At 50.1% G+C, this 15,922-nt stretch carries 12 protein-coding genes and 2 pseudogenes; 10 read left to right on the top strand and 4 right to left on the bottom strand.

What is annotated here, in order from left to right:
• Position 1: 1 nt before the first annotated feature.
• The 8 genes and pseudogenes from CVS30_RS02610 to CVS30_RS18370 form a co-directional block, all read left to right on the top strand.
• Entirely contained in the window at positions 2-1,240 is a 1,239-nt protein-coding gene (locus CVS30_RS02610; RefSeq protein WP_110483774.1) for a glycosyltransferase family 4 protein, read from the top strand.
• Positions 1,237-2,991, top strand: coding sequence for a glycosyltransferase family 4 protein (locus CVS30_RS02605; protein ID WP_110483773.1), 1,755 nt, complete (start codon positions 1,237-1,239; stop codon positions 2,989-2,991). The genes CVS30_RS02610 and CVS30_RS02605 overlap by 4 nt, the downstream gene beginning before the upstream one ends.
• Positions 2,988-3,875, top strand: coding sequence for an ABC transporter permease (locus CVS30_RS02600; protein WP_181419670.1), 888 nt, complete (start codon positions 2,988-2,990; stop codon positions 3,873-3,875). Before CVS30_RS02605 ends, CVS30_RS02600 begins: the two co-directional genes overlap by 4 nt.
• Complete coding sequence (locus tag CVS30_RS02595; protein ID WP_181419669.1) at positions 3,862-4,740, top strand: ABC transporter ATP-binding protein; 879 nt, start codon at positions 3,862-3,864, stop codon at positions 4,738-4,740. The genes CVS30_RS02600 and CVS30_RS02595 overlap by 14 nt, the downstream gene beginning before the upstream one ends.
• Positions 4,741-6,642 (top strand): glycosyltransferase family protein, encoded by a 1,902-nt coding sequence (locus tag CVS30_RS02590; protein WP_245934394.1) that lies wholly within the window; start codon positions 4,741-4,743, stop codon positions 6,640-6,642.
• On the top strand, positions 6,623-7,912 hold the full coding sequence (gene wecC / locus CVS30_RS02585; protein WP_110484089.1) for a UDP-N-acetyl-D-mannosamine dehydrogenase: 1,290 nt from the start codon (positions 6,623-6,625) through the stop codon (positions 7,910-7,912). The genes CVS30_RS02590 and wecC overlap by 20 nt, the downstream gene beginning before the upstream one ends.
• A 71-nt stretch (positions 7,913-7,983) precedes the next feature.
• Entirely contained in the window at positions 7,984-10,725 is a 2,742-nt protein-coding gene (locus tag CVS30_RS02580; protein ID WP_181419668.1) for a bifunctional glycosyltransferase/CDP-glycerol:glycerophosphate glycerophosphotransferase, read from the top strand.
• A gap of 368 nt (positions 10,726-11,093) precedes the next feature.
• Positions 11,094-11,330, top strand: a pseudogene (locus CVS30_RS18370) (transposase family protein); the annotation flags it as partial.
• A 108-nt stretch (positions 11,331-11,438) separates the two neighbouring features.
• On the opposite strand, the gene CVS30_RS18225 reads toward CVS30_RS18370, so the two are convergent.
• Positions 11,439-11,768, bottom strand: a complete 330-nt coding sequence (locus tag CVS30_RS18225) for a hypothetical protein (RefSeq protein ID WP_245934432.1) — start codon at positions 11,766-11,768, stop codon at positions 11,439-11,441.
• Between CVS30_RS18225 and CVS30_RS18220 the strand changes: the two genes are divergently transcribed.
• The gene (locus tag CVS30_RS18220; protein WP_245934429.1) at positions 11,649-11,996 is read left to right on the top strand and encodes a transposase; all 348 of its coding nucleotides are present in this window, start codon (positions 11,649-11,651) and stop codon (positions 11,994-11,996) included. The two genes, CVS30_RS18225 and CVS30_RS18220, sit on opposite strands and share 120 nt — an antisense overlap.
• On the opposite strand, the pseudogene CVS30_RS18215 reads toward CVS30_RS18220, so the two are convergent.
• From CVS30_RS18215 to CVS30_RS02570, 3 genes and pseudogenes are all read right to left on the bottom strand, one after another.
• Positions 11,931-12,551 (bottom strand): annotated as a pseudogene (locus CVS30_RS18215) (transposase family protein); the annotation flags it as partial. The gene CVS30_RS18220 and the pseudogene CVS30_RS18215 sit on opposite strands and share 66 nt — an antisense overlap.
• 467 nt (positions 12,552-13,018) lie before the next feature.
• Positions 13,019-13,678 carry an acyltransferase gene (locus CVS30_RS17740; protein WP_220033851.1) on the bottom strand — a complete coding sequence of 220 codons (660 nt, stop codon included), beginning with the start codon at positions 13,676-13,678 and terminating at the stop codon, positions 13,019-13,021.
• A 103-nt stretch (positions 13,679-13,781) separates the two neighbouring features.
• Positions 13,782-14,606: an acyltransferase gene (locus CVS30_RS02570; RefSeq protein WP_146233304.1), complete on the bottom strand. Its 825-nt coding sequence runs from the start codon at positions 14,604-14,606 to the stop codon at positions 13,782-13,784.
• A 550-nt stretch (positions 14,607-15,156) separates the two neighbouring features.
• Here CVS30_RS02570 and CVS30_RS02565 point away from each other — a divergent pair.
• Complete coding sequence (locus CVS30_RS02565) at positions 15,157-15,906, top strand: putative transposase (RefSeq protein ID WP_146233302.1); 750 nt, start codon at positions 15,157-15,159, stop codon at positions 15,904-15,906.
• Positions 15,907-15,922 lie beyond the last annotated feature (16 nt).

Below are 15,922 nucleotides of genomic sequence, written 5' to 3'. Positions count from 1 at the left end.
GATGTCGAATAATGGAAAAAGTGGCCAACGCACTCGGATCATGCTCATGGCCCATTCGTACTGGCCAGAGAACAGCCCCCCGCAACGCCGCTGGTCATCGCTTATTCGTGAATTCCGGGCTGCAGGATGGCAGGTCGATGCTGTCGTCCCGGTAGCTCATTTCCCGCAAGGAAAGCGAACCCTGTCTCGACAGCAAGCTGGTACGGCATTTCGGAGCCAAAAAGGACCGCATGGCGAGACTATTTTACGAATTCCCTATGTGCCGCACAGTGGAAATTTTCACCCTGCACGTTTGATCGATCAGTTGTTTTCTGCTGCCATGTCCGTTCCTGCTGGTATCTTTTGGCGCAAGCCCGATGTTGTCATTGTGACAGCGCCAAGCCTGCCCATCTTGCTGGCTGGGTATGTCGTTGCAAAAGTGCGACGGGTACCGCTCATCGTTGAAATGCGTGATGCCTGGCCGGACCTGGCTAGAGATGCCCGGCTCGTCAAGGGCAATGTCAAGAGTGGTATCGAGCGGGTTGTCGAAGCGGTTCAGTTCCGTGCGGATATAGTTGTTGCCGTCACACAGGGATTCGCTGAGACACTTCGTGCGCGTGGAGTCAAAAACGTTGTCACGGTTAGCAATGGACTTGATGTTGATTCAGTGCCGAGCTTTGCTGCGCCTCCAATGGACAAGGAAATCCTTGACGTCCTGTACCTCGGTAATCATGGACAGAGTCAGCGATTGGACACAGTAATTCGGGCCAGCGCATTGGTCGGGCACATCATGCATTTGCATATGGTGGGTCATGGAACTCACCGTCCGGTTCTTATGAAATTGGCCGCAGAGATCAACGCTCCAGTCTCGTTCCACGATTCTCTCCATGGCCAGGAAGTTCTAGAACGCTACAAGGCTTCGGATAGCTGCATAGTTTCTTTGCGCGATGATTGGAAATCGTTTGAAGCCACTGTGCCGTCTAAAACTTATGAGGTCCTAGCCGTGGGGCGCCATGTCACTGCTATCGTGCGTGGTGAGGCGGCTCGTATTGTTAAGGACGCTGAGGCGGGGGATGTTGTCGCGTGGAAGCCCGAAGCTATTGCGCAGCTATGGCGTGAATTGGCAGCCGATAGGAGCCGCTTAGACGCCGGTACGTCTGGGCGTGATTGGGTTCGCGCTCATGCTAACTACCCTGTCTTGGCTGCCAAGTACATGCGTGTAATCAATACTGTGACAGGCAAAGGCAGCGTTGACGCATGAGTCGCATTCAAAATTTAGTGCTAGCGGCTGGAACTGCATTGAATCACCTCAGCGATGATCCCGTGGTGTTGGCCCTCCAGATTTCCCGACGTTTGCCGACATCAATAGTGATGCCGGCTGCAAAACTGATGATCAGGACTTTCCCTCACTCCACAGCAACGCATTCCATGTTGGCCAGTTTCGTGACAGGCGATATCGATGCTCTGGAGGTAAAGTTATCTGATGCGTTGACCCGTGATATCTCCGCGAACCGGGCCCGGCTTGCTGCCGATGTAGCTTTGGCAGCTGGTCGACCTGATTGGGCCGATCAGTTCCTTCCTCTCGCCAAACCATCCAAACGTTTTCCCGCGACTGAAGCCCGCCGTGAATGGTACAGCGGCAATATGGAATCCGCCATTGCTGCTCTTGCCGGTCAACGCGGAGCCATGAAACGGCATAGGGAACGCCTCGCGGGGGAGCAGCGTACCTTTAGTGGCTGGACTCCGGAACTGCCCAGCACTCCGATGGCTCCCATAAGGGGACGTGTGTTGCACCTGTTGACCAACTCTCTGCCTCACACGAGCAGCGGCTATGCTCAACGCAGCCATTCCATAATGCTTGCCCAGCAGCAAGCTGGGCGAGAAGTTTTGGCAGTCACTCGGCTGGGCTACCCCGTGCAAGTAGGCAAGGTACTAGCTGCAGGTGAAGACATAATTGACGGGGTTTGTTACCGCAGGATGATTCCATCCAATCTAGCTAGAACTCCCGATGCACGGATGCAGCAGGAAGCTGAAGCGCTACTTAAGATTGTTGTTGAATTCCGTCCTGAAATTCTGCACACCACAACTCATTTTGCCAACGGTCTTGTCGTAAACGCTGTGGCTAAAGCCGCGAATATTCCGTGGGTCTACGAGGTGCGTGGACAATTGGCAGATACCTGGGCTTCGACGCGCGGCGAGAGTGCCAAAAATAGTGAGCGTTATCAGCTATTTCAAGCAGCTGAGGCGCGAGTCATGCAGGACGCTGATGCCGTCGTAACTCTGGGTGAGACCATGCTTGCTGGGATCGTTGCCCAAGGGATTTCATCAGAGAAAGTAATTCTGGGCCCCAACGCCGTCGGCGGGGATTTCCTTGCGGAACCAGGCACTCCGGAAGCTGCCCGAGAAAAATTGGGTTTGGACCCGTCGCTCAATTACATAGGTACCGTTAGTTCCTTGGTCGATTATGAAGGCCTCGATCACCTCGTGGATGCGTTTTCGCTCTTAGCGCCACAGTTCCCGAAACTTCGTCTGCTGATTGTCGGAGGAGGAACGGCGGGCCCGGCGTTACGAGACCAAGCCGCCAAGTTGGGGCTGTCAGATCGGGTGATCTTTACAGGAAGGGTTGCACGTGAGGTTACTTCCGAGTACCACCAATCGATGGATATATTTGTTGTGTCCAGGAAAGACCTCGATGTCACGAAGGCTGTCACGCCGCTGAAACCAGTGGAAGCGTTGGCCAGTGCTCGTCCAGTTGTCGCCAGCGATCTTCCGGCGTTGCGGGAGATCGTGACTCCGGGTGAGAACGGTATGCTGAGCCCTGCCAATAATCCAAAAGCACTTGCATCCACGTTGGCTATTCTGCTCCGTGACGAGACGCTACGTCAGCGCCTTGGCGCGAGTGGTCGCCAATCTGTGTTGAAAAACAGAACATGGGCGGCAAACGCCCAACGCTACGCGGAGAGATACGAAGAATTGATCAATCACCAGACCAGGAAGGAAGTCATAGGATGACACGAACACAACAAATCCCCATGGTGTTTGCTGCTCCGATCGACATCCCCGTCAATCTGAACAATCTCAGCCGTGTTGGTGCGCGCCCGGCGTTTCTGGACTATCTAGTTCAACTGTGGGACTTCCGCAGCTTTATCGTCTATGACGCTCGAGCTCGAGTAAAAAGCGGAACGCGTCGCGATAAGTTGGGCAGCGCGTGGCTGTTGTTGAACCCCATTTTCAATGGTCTCACTTACTTTTTGGTTTTTGGAGTATTACTTGGTACCGGAAAAGGAATTCCGAACTTTATCGGGTATCTTGTCATCGGGGTTTTCATGTTCCAGATGACTTCGGGTGCGATCACGGGTGGCGCGCGCTCGATTCAGCAAAACCGGGCACTCGTTCAAGGATTTACCTTTCCTCGGGCGGCCCTACCCCTGGGTGTGAATCTTCGCGAAGCCATGGTCAACGTGCCAATGATCTTGGCAATGATGTTGCTGGTTCTCTTAATTCCCCCCACAGAACCAATCACCTGGCGATGGCTACTTATTGTCCCCGTCCTTGTTTTGCAGTTCATGTTCAATCTCGGTATCGGAATGTTGCTGGCACGGGTCATTGCGCGTGTGAACGACGTGGCCCACTTGTTGCCCTTCCTCTTGCGGGCAGTGATGTACCTATCAGCGATTTTCTATTCGTACGAGAGATTCATCAATAAGCCGGTACTTCTTCACATCATGCAGGCGAATCCCGTCTTTATCATGATCGATATTGCTCGAGATTGCCTACTCTATGCGGAAACACCTTCGTTGCATTCGTGGGCGGTGCTCACTGCATGGTCTTTGTCCGCTTTGATCATTGGCGGCATCTACTTCTGGAAAGGGGAAGAGTCCTATGTCCGTGGCTGATATGCTCACCAATTTGACGCCCACCCCTTGCATCGTGGCTGACAGCGTTGCTATGAGATACCGGGTACCCTCCACAGAAGTAACCGAAGACAACCGTTATCCACATATGAAGTTCTTGCGGCTCCTGAATCCCTTGCCAAACACTGTGACTGTTAACGCGCTAAATGAGATCTCTCTCGTGGTTAATCGCGGTGAATCGGTAGGAGTTATTGGCCGCAATGGCTCAGGCAAGAGCACACTGATGCAACTTATCAGTGGACAAATCCGCCCTACCTCTGGTGCCATCCATGCCTCGAGCACCCCCATCATGCTGGGTGTAAATGCTGCATTGGTCCCAGAACTTTCTGGTGACCAAAATGTAGTGTTGGGTTGCCTCGCTATGGGGCTGAGCCATGAAGAGATCGCTGACCGCTTTGACGAGATTGTAGAAGTCTCCGGCTTGGAAAAGTCCATTCACTTGCCAATGAAGTCCTATTCCTCTGGAATGGGTTCCAGACTTCGCTTTGCCATCGCTGCCTGTGCCAACCCGGAAATTCTTCTCGTGGATGAAGCATTGAATACTGGTGATGCGCAGTTTGCTGCGCGGAGTAAGAAGCGTATGGATGAGCTCCGTTCCGAGGCCGGTTGTGTGCTCCTGGTTAGCCATAGCCTAGATACCATCAGACAGATGACCACCCGAACAATTTGGTTGGACAAGGGCGATTTCATCATGGATGGTCCGTCAAAAGACGTGACGAAGGCATACACCGCCTTCACCAAGCACCTTTCTAAAGGGAACAATATCTCGGCGGCCAAACTTCGAGCAGAAGCGCAGTCTTCTTTGCCCATGGTGAATTTGCTAAAGACCACTGGAAGTGCCGGCTAAGTGTATTCGTCTGTAGATTTTCGCACTGCCGTGTGGCACCTGAGAAATGGTGGAACCGCGCAGTACAAGGAGTGGCAATCGCGTCGTCGCTCAGAACTCGGCTTCATTTCCCCTAAGGATGCTAAGGGGGTGGAAGGCGGATGGGTCGGACGGGGTAAGAAACGCCGGCTTTCCTTTGCGGAAGCTACCCTTCCTGCCGATTATGTGCGCCGCCAAGACCTTAACGTCGGCGTCATCCTCGATGATTTTTCGTCAATGGCGTTTGCCTTCGAATGGAACCAGATTGCTCTTGATCCGGCATCCGGTGAGCAGCAATTACAGGGGTTGGACTTAGTCTTCATTGAGTCAGCTTGGGCTGGCAATAGCCGTCTCTGGCGAGGCAAGATTGCGGGACCCGTTGGGCCCTCACAGCAGTTTCTGGACCTCCTTTCGGCCTGTAATCGGTTGAATATTCCCACCGTATTTTGGAATAAGGAAGATCCACCACACTACGACGATTTTCTTCCTGCAGCAAAGCTGTTTGACGTTGTGTTTACCTCTGACGGGGACCGGATTCCACACTATCGGCGAGACTTAGGCCATGAGAGAATAGCTGTTCTGCCATTCGCGGCCCAGCCTGCTGTTCACAACCCTGTTCGCCCGTCAAAAGGCTGGCATCATCGTGACGTGGCCTTTGCAGGCATGTACTTCGCCCATAAGTACCCTGAACGCCGTGAGCAGATGGACATGCTACTCACCGGCGCCATGGATGTTTCAGCAAAGATGACGACCGGCCTGGAGATCTTCTCCCGGCAGCTAGGCGGAAGTCCGGAATATCAATTCCCGGTACCGATGGATGCCCGTGTTGTTGGATCTTTGACTTACCGCCAAATGCTGTCCGCTTATAAGGCGTACAGGGTATTCCTCAACGTGAACTCTGTTGTAGATTCACCGAGCATGTGTGCACGACGAATCTTTGAGATTTCGGCCGCCGGCACTCCAGTTATTTCGGCTCCCAGTGCTGCGATCCGTCACTTCTTCACGGAGCAGGAAGTGCCCGTGGCGCAGAGCCGTGAAGAAGCGGGTCACCTGAGTCGCGCGCTTGTGTCCAACTCCGAGTTTAATGACCGGACAGCCCATTTGGCACAACGGCGTATTTGGCAGGAACATACATACGCTCACCGGGTTGACTTGATTCTTGACCATGCGCTGCCCGAGAAAACCAGACAGGTACGCCACCTCAGCGTTTCTGCCTTGGTGCCGACCATCCGACCCGGGCAAGTTGAGCAAGTCTTCAGGACCTTGAGTACCCAAAACGAGGTTCGGGCGCAGTTAGTCCTCTTGACTCACGGATTTGAGTTGGCAGGCTCTGAGGTGCAGCGTCTGAAATCCGAGTACGGCCTAACCGACGTCATCGTCTTGACCGCGGACCGGGACATATCCTTGGGTGCCTGCCTAAACCTCTGCGTTGCAGTGGCATCGGGAGAAATCCTCACAAAGATGGACGATGACGATCACTACGGCCCCAACTATCTCTCAGACCAGCTATACGCGTTGAGCTATTCTAGGGCAGATATTGTAGGCAAACAGGCGCACTACATGCACCTCGTAGAGTCTAAAGCCACTGTCCTTCGCTTCGCTCGCAAAGAGCATCGTTACACGGACTTCGTTATGGGCCCAACTATTATGGGACACCGGCAGGTTTTTATCGAGAATCCGTTCCCGGAACTAGGGATTGGTGAGGACACGGGCTTCCTGCGTAACGCGAGAGATGCAGGCTTTAAGATCTATTCTTCTGACCGCTTTAACTTTTATCAGGTGAGGTCCGGAAACGGCCACACCTGGCAAGTAAATGATGCCGAGATGCTTGCATCTGGTGACATGAAATTTTATGGGAGTCCAAATGACCACATTGACATCTGAGCCTGGGGCAGTATCGGCTAAGTCTGAATTCAGTAGCGTGGCCGTTATCGGTCTCGGTTATATTGGGTTGCCTACTGCAGCCGTGTTGGCTCATAGTGGAATCGATGTCGTTGGCGTTGATATTTCTGAGAAGACGGTCGAGGCTGTAAATCGTGGTGAGGTTCCCTTCGTTGAGCCAGAGCTCGGAACTCATGTTGCAGCAGCTGTTTCTCAGGGAAAACTAAAGGCCCAACTGTCAGTATCGGCGGCCTCCGTCTACATTATTGCCGTTCCCACGCCGTTCTTGGAAGATAAGTCTGCCGACCTGAGTTTCATCATGGCTGCGGCTGAAAATATCGCCCCGGTCCTGGTGGGGGGAGAGTTGGTGATCCTCGAATCAACTTCACCTCCAGGAACAACGCAGAGGCTTGCCGACCATATTTTGGAAATTCGTCCGGACCTTAGCCTCGATGGTTCGGACAATCGACCCGTTGTGTACTTCGCACACTGCCCTGAACGAGTACTCCCGGGCAAAGTCATGACTGAAATCGTCACCAATGACAGGGTAGTCGGGGAGGTCAATCCCGGAGCAGCGGCAATGGCGAGCAGCCTCTATCGCACCTTCTGTAAAGGGAAGATGCTGGAAACCGACGCAGCTACTGCGGAACTCTCGAAGCTGGTTGAGAACACCTATCGTGATGTCAACATCGCTCTAGCTAACGAGCTCTCTATTGTCAGTAAGAACTTGGGAGTGGATGTCTGGGAACTGATTGAAATCGCAAATCACCACCCGCGGGTGAATATTTTACAGCCAGGTCCAGGCGTTGGCGGACACTGCATTGCAGTTGATCCGTGGTTCATCGTGGCAGCAGACAAAGAAAATACTCCGCTCATCCGCACAGCGCGAGAAGTCAACGATGCAAAGCCAGGGCACGTTGTGAAACAAATAATGGCCCCATTTAAGGTATCTGACAAGCCCATCATCGCCGCGCTTGGTCTGGCATTCAAGTCAAACATTGACGACATGCGGGAGTCGCCCTCAGTTTCAATAGTTCGAAAGCTTGCACTGGAAAATACGGGGATTAAAATCCTTGTTGTTGAGCCACATACGGATGAACTTCCTCAGCAACTAGACGGACTGTCAAATGTTCAATTAGTAACAGCAGCAGAAGCCATCGATCAGGCTGATGCTGTCGTCCTACTCGTAGATCACGATAAATTTAGAGAAATAGATATTGACAGGCTTTCTAAGAAACACGTTGTAGACACTAGAGGGTTCTGGTCCAAATGATCGCGCCATTGAAGAAATAGTATAGCTAATCCTTCCGGTATGTGTTTAGAGTCTTGAAAGAAGCATCAACTTTGAGTAGTTCAGAAGAAGTTCTTTTCAGCGTAGTAATTGCAGTCTATAATAATGCTGAGTATGCATCGGATCTTTACCGGTCGCTTGAATGCCAGTCTAAAGTGGAAGGCGGATGGGAAGTCATCATCGTCAATGACGGGTCTACAGACTCGTCGTTATCTATTGCTGAAAATTGGCAAAAAAAATCACGACTCAATATTAGGGTTTTGGATAAAACAAACTCAGGCGTATCGGTTGCCCGAAATCACGGTATATCAGAATGTTCAGGGAAGTGGATAACTTTTGTTGACTCTGACGACGTCCTGCACCGAGACTATATGGCTTCTCTGGAAGACTTCCTGAGACGTGACCGGCATAATATGGCATCACTTTTGGCCACAAGGTCCGTCATCTATAATGAAAAAACTGGAATTCTCGTGGATAACCATCCTTTGGCATGGAAATTCAAGCACGGTGATAGACTAGTAGACATAAATCAGCAACCTCATGTAGTACATCTCGGCGGTCACGCAACGGTTGTTAGAAGAGATTTTATCGAAGCGAATTCAATACGATTCAATGAAAATGTCAGACCTGGATTTGAAGATGCAGACTTCATAGGTAGATATCTAGGGAAGTTTGAGCGTCCGGTGATAGGGCTGGTAGCGAGTGCCCGCTATTACTACAGAAAACGCTCGAATGGCACCTCTCTAATTGATACGACATGGACCAAACCAGAGAAATTTTCACATGAGCCAAAATATGGTCACTTGGGAATGCTTCGTTCAATTACCGCAGATCGCGGATATACTCCAAAATGGGCGCAAAATACGGTGCTCTATTCACTTTACTGGTACTTCCTTGCTGACCGCAGTTGGAATTCACCTATTGCTGGAGTACAAAAGCAGCTGCTGGACGATTTTTGGGTGGTTCTACATGAAATAATGATGTACATAGACGTGGATGTTCTGCGTCAATTTAGTCTTCGAAACTATGGATGGTATCTCTCTGAGGGTATTATTCGCCAGTTCAAGAACAATTCTTGGGTCAAGTCAGAAGGCCATACGGTCTACCGATGGGGTGGCATAACCTCGAAGAAAAAGACTCAAAAATTCGTCTATTCGTATATCGGTGTAAAACCCAAAGAACAATTCTTTGTCGACGGTAAGAGAGTGACGCCGGTCCATACTAATACCGTGGTGAACAGGGCCTTTGATCATGAATTAATGACTGAACGAATCTTGAATCTTCCCTCTCATGGTAAAGTTCGGATCTGGCTTGATAATAAGGAAGCCACAATAGTTAGGATGCCGCCATTCAACAGGCTTCCGTCTTTTGCAGATGAAATGGATCCAGATTTGATTCTTTCCGGCGAATCGAAGATTGTCTCACCACATGCGGTTACATCTGAGTACAAGAAAGCTAATGGAGGCCTGACAAAGAAGGCCATAGTCGGAATCAACGCATTAGCGTCTAGAGGTAGCGAAGAAGCATGGGTTAATAATAAATATGTTATACGTTCCGTATATGACATATTATCCAGGGTCGTGAAGCGTAAATATCAAAACTGGATAATTCTTCATAATAAAAGCAAAGATGCAAAAATATTGCGTGCATCCTTGCAGCCTGAAGTATGTGTAAATTACAAGCATGCGTGGATATTTATTGACAGACCTGACCGCGGGGATGATAATGCGGAGCATCTCTATCGATATGTCCGCAAGAATCATCCCAATGTAAATATTTGGTTCTTGATTGAAGAGTCAGCTCCTGACTGGAATCGTTTAAGTGCCGATGGTTTCAATTTGCTACCGTATGGTAGTGAAAAAACAATTACTGCAGTTCTTAACGCCAAATTTATTTTATCATCACATATGGATGCTGGAATATTCGATTTGATTGATCGTAAGCGTTTTGGCGCTACATCAGCTAAGCGAGTATTTCTTCAGCATGGCATGAATATGAATGACATATCCAAATGGTTGAATACCAAAGATCTTCCACTTATGATCACGAGTGCCCGGCCAGAATTGGAGGCTCTAGTCTCAGAACGTAGTCAATATCGGATTTCCAAACGTGAGGCGAAGCTGACGGGTCTTCCTCGACATGACAAACTCGTGAAAATGTCTAAGGAAACTCCAGTCTCAGAACGTCAGAATATTTTGATCGCACCGACTTGGAGGAAATATCTGTCGGATGATATGGCAGTTCTAGATTCAGAAGTTGCGCGAAGAGATTTTATTCTGGGCACCGATTTTTATAAGTCTTGGCAGGGGCTGTTAAACTCTACGACAATTAGAGAGATGGCACAGCGAAATGGACTCAATATTGTATTTGCCCTTCATGATCATCTGACAGAGTTTGCTCGTCTTTTTGATTTCGGGGACCATGTAAGTGTTCTTCCTTATCGTGAGATGTCTGTCCAGAAGATGCTGGCAAACACTCGTCTATTAGTTACAGATTACTCCTCTCTAAGTACTGAAGCGGCTATTGCCAATAGTCCTGTTATTTACTATCAATTTGACTCGGAGTCCATCTATAGTGGAAAACATTCCTTCAAGAAGGATTGGTTTGACTATAAAATTAATGGATTTGGACCGGTATGCAATAGTCAGAGCAGTGTTGAAGGATCTCTGATTGATATAGAGTCTAACGCTTGGGAGCCATTCAACCTCTATAAGAAGAGGTTGTCAGAGACCCTTCCCTATTTGGATGGAAGTGCCTGTGCTCGTGTCGTCCACCAAATTATGAAGATTGCTTGATCTCTGACGCTTAAACCAATTGACGGTTCCGTCCTCAGATTTCAATACGAGTGCATTGCTCGTAGGATTAGTCCGAGCGGCTCTTAGTGGTTCGTGGGGATTCAGATTCCCGGGTGAGTGTCATGCCGTCGTCCTGGCGGCACTTCTCAAGAGAACAACTAATGTGTAGTTGTTTGGGTTGCGGTAGTGGAATTTTTCAAGTCAAGCGGTACCACGGTGAGTTAGACAGCCGTCAGGCGGCTCTTCGTGGTTGGTGGGGGTTTGAGTTCTTGATTTAGCTATGCAAAGGGCCCGTGGCCCTGCTGGGATGAGTGTTATCTACGCATTCAACCTGAACAGGACCACGAGCCTTGAACGAGCCTACCGTTGTGGCAGTCGATGCTGCCACCACCCTTTTCAATCTGCCTGACTACCGCGTCATATCAACGACCCTGAGCGCTGATGGTTGCCGCCAAGTCATTGTTGAAAGTGAGCAACCACCCGGGTGCCCCAGTTGTGGTGTGGTGGCCACGCGCAGGAGGGAACGCCGCTTCCAACGCATCCGCGACATTCCCGTCGCCGGCCGAATTGAGGTGTTGTGGCGAAAGTACCGCTGGTACTGCCAAGAGTTGCAGTGCCAGCGGCTGTCATTCTTTGAATCAACCACACAGGTCCCTCCTCGGGCGCGCTCCACTGGCAGGCTCCGAGATCACTTGGTAGATGCGGTGATCCGCTCAGGCCGGACCATGTCCGAGACCGCTGCCGGTTTCGCCGTGTCTTGGTGGATGGTTAGGGCTGCGGTGAATGAAGCCTGCCTGCTCACGCTCCCGAATGTTGATGCCTTGCGCCCAAGGATGCTCGGTATCGATGAGCACCGCTTCCGTTCCGTACGCTACTTCAAAGACCCAGACACCAACTCCTGGCACCGCTTCGAGCCCCCAAAGATGACAACCATCGTTGACCTCGATACCGGTCAAGTCCTGGGCGTTGTCGATGGCCGCGACCACACCGGTGTTGGTGCGTGGCTGATCCAACGCCCATTGGGTTGGCGCCTCGGAGTGCATGCCGTAGCGATTGACCCCTCCGCTGCGTTCAGGAAAGCACTACGGATGTGGCTGCCCCGCACGGCTGTGGCGGTGGATCATTTCCACTTGGTCTCCTTGGCGAACCAGGCTGTGACCGAGGTTCGCCAGCAGCTCTCTCACCAGGTTCATGGTCGGCGGGGCCGGGCCATAGGTGGTGATGGCTCGTTCGAGGACGTCCTTGGCATCGGCGCTGTTCTCGGAACGTGAGTACGCTGCTGTGCCCACATCGAAGCGCGAAGCGTCATCGAGGAGCTGGTACATGGTCACGAGCTGCCCACCGGTAAGACGGTACTCGAAAGCATCCAGTTGCCACAACGACATCACAGTGGCGCGCACGAACGGGATGTACGAAGATTTCGGGCGTTTCCTGGGGGCTGCATCGACGTGGCCGACACTGGATAGCAGGCGGGCTATCGTCGCGACCGAGGGAACCTTCCCGCCCGGGAATTTCTCTTGCTGGCTCGCTTCGTAGTAGATCGAGCGTGGGCCGCAGTCCCGGCCATCGGCTTTGAGTTGTTTGCGGATCTTCACCAACCCGTTGATAACCGAGGGGCCATATTTGCGGGCCGGAGTCTTCGGTGCACGTGACCTGGGGTGCAGGGCCCCCATGGACTCATGGAGGGCACGGTTGCGGATCTTGTAGAAAACACTGCGGGAAATCTTGACCGAACGGCAAAACTCCATGACCGAAAGTGCATGAGGCTGGGTCGGATCGCACTTGATGATAGCGGCGCGAGTTTGAGGTGAAAGAGAGTTTGTCATCCAATGACTATCGTCATCAACGCACCGATAAAAGTGTCTCTGATGTTATGAGACATGGTGTCTCCGAAGTGATGAGACAGGACACCCCACCACGCTGCTACTGGAAACACCGGAAATACCCATGCCCGCTACCAAAAGCGTCGTCTAAACACCCTAACCAATCACGAAGAAATACCAAACCGGGAACCCAGGCATCGAGCTCATCTTCAAATGCACCATCAAAAAGAATCCCTCACTCTGAGTGAATCAAATCGTGATACCAAGAGGCCCGGGTCGATTTGATTTGGCACAAACAATCAAGAGAAACCGCCAGGTGCAAACCATAAAATTGCTCGACTGAATAATTCACGATGGCAAGAAAATGAATTCTGTTGTGTCCTTGTCACACATGAATTGTTTTCATAAAAGATTCTCTCAAAATATCAACTTTAGTTACAACTAACACACCTTGTGAACTAATGTCGCGACTATTTCAATAAAACCGTGTTCTCCCACGAAACATTCTTGGCCACTATTTTCGCGGGAGACCCAGAGACTAGGCAATTATTAGGTATAGTCCTCTTAACTACTGTGTTTCTAGAAAGTAACGAATTCTTTCCAACAAAGCTACCACCTAGAACTGCTACACCATCGGCTAAAAATACATTATCATCTATATGAATATCTCGTGAGGAATTTACGCGGCTACCATCTAAAACTGAGAAAATCGGATGCGAGTCATCACTCAAGATGTAATTTGACGAACGCATAGTAACCTTGTTTCCAAGACGAACTGTGGAACCTTCAGCAGCGCTAATATTAACCATAGAGGTACTCGAAGAATCGTCACCGATTTCTACACTGGAATCTTGCCCAACTCTTATGAAAGCACTCAAGCTTAGTCCGCAATATGAATTGCCAATTTCAATCAATCCATTATCGCAATCAAACAATGCGCTAAAGAAATCAAAATGATTCCCCTGACCCACCTTCAAGGTATTATTTATACCTCGAAAATTTACTGTAATTTTCCCTTCCATCGTAGCACCCTCATACACAATTCGATTGCCACGATCATCACTGTACTCAAAAATCGACTTTAAAATCAAAATAACTCTTTCCAAAAAGCAGCACACAAGGGGCGACATGAACTTCATCGAATAAATCTTCCATGAAGAGAATTAAATCAAAAGGAAAAATTCCTTAAATTTCAGAATATTCCACTAAACGTTGCTGTCGATGGAGATTTGTCTACTTCCAGAAACGAGAGGAAGCTCGTTTCCAAATATTGACTATGAAAAGTTTAGTTCTAGAAAAAATCTTGATCTCGTCGACTTCGTAGCCTAAGAATGTACTAGCAGTTGAGTCAACTACTGTAGGTGCCCAATATGGAGACTTCTGTATTGCACTTGCATCGGGTTTATAAAAAGGTTCCTTAAGGGAAAGATGAATGCGCTCCCATGCAATATTTTTCTTTATGATTCGAGCTGGAATTCCTGCAGCTATGCAATTATTAGGCAAGACACCATCCACTAAACTCCCGAACCCGATAACAGAGCCGTCGCCGATGTTCGCTCCGCCTGAAACTGTGGAGCGCCTAGCCAGCCATACGTGATTTCCAATACGAATTGATTTCGCAGGATTAACCCGTAGTCCACTTTCAACGTCGTAAACCGGAAATTCATCTCCAGTTGAGATATACGCATCGGATGAGAGCATCACATCACTGCCGATCACGATACTGCATCCCTCCGTTGCAACAATTGTAGAAACCATAGAATTGGATACACTATTACCAATTACTATCTTAGATTCAGAACCGACTTTAAGAAAAGCCTTGAGTGGGGTTACACCAAGATTTTCACCAATCTCGATTTGACCTTCGTTTCCAAAGAATTCTATATCAAGAAAATTGAAATTCGCATTCTTATGTACAACAATTCTGTTGTTTCTACCGTGGAAAATAATATTTACGTGCTTATCAATATTTCCCTTGTACTCAATTCGATTGCCTGATTCATCTAAGAAATTTGCCAGTTTACCTATATTTGCCATCATTCTATTCTCTGAAGTCAATTTTGGAATACATTATAAAATTTGAAATAAAAAGCCCGTCAAGATTGCAATCATTGATTGAATCTGCTAATCATCTCAATAGATGCAAGCATATCCATATATTATACTACTTCCGCTTTACGGAAGCTAGACGCAATGCCTTCCTAGGGTGCAATTGGGAAAATCCACTGAAAAGATAAACTGCCCAAACTGTTTTGCAGAGGCTTGCAGTAGCAAATACGGGTCGATCGGATTGCAGTCGTGGGACTCGGTAGCGCCAAGTCCCGTAGCTGCTTTGTTGTTGCTGGTTGCATCAGCCTGCCTTCCGATGCGAGTGTGACGGTCCATGTTGGACCCGCAGTGCTGTATGTATTCGTTGGCATTGGTGACGACGAAGTCTTGGTGGATTCTGCGACGCCCTCGCTGCTCAGGAAATTGGGTCCATGAGGTGTTCCTGTCAATACAGTTTTGCAACTTAGCCATTCTGAGCCGGTGATCTACTCCAGAAGTGCTACGTCGGTTACTGTCAATGCCGGGGAGGCCATACGAATCGCCGTTCACGGTGCCCCCGGTGTTCGTGGTCATGGCAGAAACAGATGCGTCTCTGGCCGCCGAAATCCGCGGCCTACTGCCTGAACTCCGAACCGCGGTGGGTGACGATCGGCGGGTACTGGTTGGCTTTGATCGTGGCGGCTGGTCGCCAGCCTTGTCCAAACACACGTCCGCTTCTGGTTTTGATGTGCTCACTTGGCGCAAAGGCGCCACAGAAGACATCACCGAAGAACACTTCAAAGAAGCCACCTACACTGACGAGCATGGTGAACTAAAGACGTGGATGGTCGCTGACACGCTCGTTGATCTGCCCCTGGCTACGACGAAGATCACCGGGGAAACGCTCCAGATCCGCCAGATCAGCCGAATCGTGGCAGCAAGCAATGGTGGTACCCGGCAAATCCATGTCCTCACCACCGACCGGACTATGAGTGTTGGGGAGGTGGTATATCGGATGGCCTCACGCTGGAGGCAAGAAAACCAGTTCCGCTATGCCCGCATGCACTTCGCCCTGGACCCACACGATTCATATAGTTCCAGCGATGACAAAGAGAACCGGATGGTGCCAGAACCAGCGAAAGCCCATGCGTACCAAAAGGTTGTTGCCGCCCGGAAAGCGCATGCAGAAGCATCAGCAGTGGCTGACCTGAACCTGTTAGCGTTGAAAACTCCGTCAGCAGGGACTGATGAAGTCATCGTGACCAAGTGCCATGCATATCCACGTCATGGCACCAGTATGGGAAGCCGAAACAGCCTCGCTTGCTGCTGAGAAAGTACATCAGAGC

Source organism: Arthrobacter psychrolactophilus (genome assembly GCF_003219795.1).
Classification (GTDB): Bacteria; Actinomycetota; Actinomycetes; order Actinomycetales; family Micrococcaceae; genus Specibacter; species Specibacter psychrolactophilus.
The sequence above is the reverse complement of the archived record's forward strand: the minus strand, read 5'-3'. Positions and strand labels throughout refer to the sequence as shown.

What these genes read in the sequence shown, in the direction of transcription:
- CVS30_RS02610 (WP_110483774.1), top strand. Translation starts at nt 2, where the DNA reads ATGTCGAATAATGGAAAAAGTGGCCAACGCACTCGGATCATGCTCATG.
- CVS30_RS02605 (WP_110483773.1), top strand. Translation starts at nt 1,237, where the DNA reads ATGAGTCGCATTCAAAATTTAGTGCTAGCGGCTGGAACTGCATTGAAT.
- CVS30_RS02600 (WP_181419670.1), top strand. Translation starts at nt 2,988, where the DNA reads ATGACACGAACACAACAAATCCCCATGGTGTTTGCTGCTCCGATCGAC.
- CVS30_RS02595 (WP_181419669.1), top strand. Translation starts at nt 3,862, where the DNA reads ATGTCCGTGGCTGATATGCTCACCAATTTGACGCCCACCCCTTGCATC.
- wecC (WP_110484089.1), top strand. Translation starts at nt 6,623, where the DNA reads ATGACCACATTGACATCTGAGCCTGGGGCAGTATCGGCTAAGTCTGAA.
- CVS30_RS18220 (WP_245934429.1), top strand. Translation starts at nt 11,649, where the DNA reads ATGACAACCATCGTTGACCTCGATACCGGTCAAGTCCTGGGCGTTGTC.
- CVS30_RS18225 (WP_245934432.1), bottom strand. Translation starts at nt 11,768, where the DNA reads ATGCACTCCGAGGCGCCAACCCAATGGGCGTTGGATCAGCCACGCACC.
- CVS30_RS17740 (WP_220033851.1), bottom strand. Translation starts at nt 13,678, where the DNA reads ATGTCGCCCCTTGTGTGCTGCTTTTTGGAAAGAGTTATTTTGATTTTA.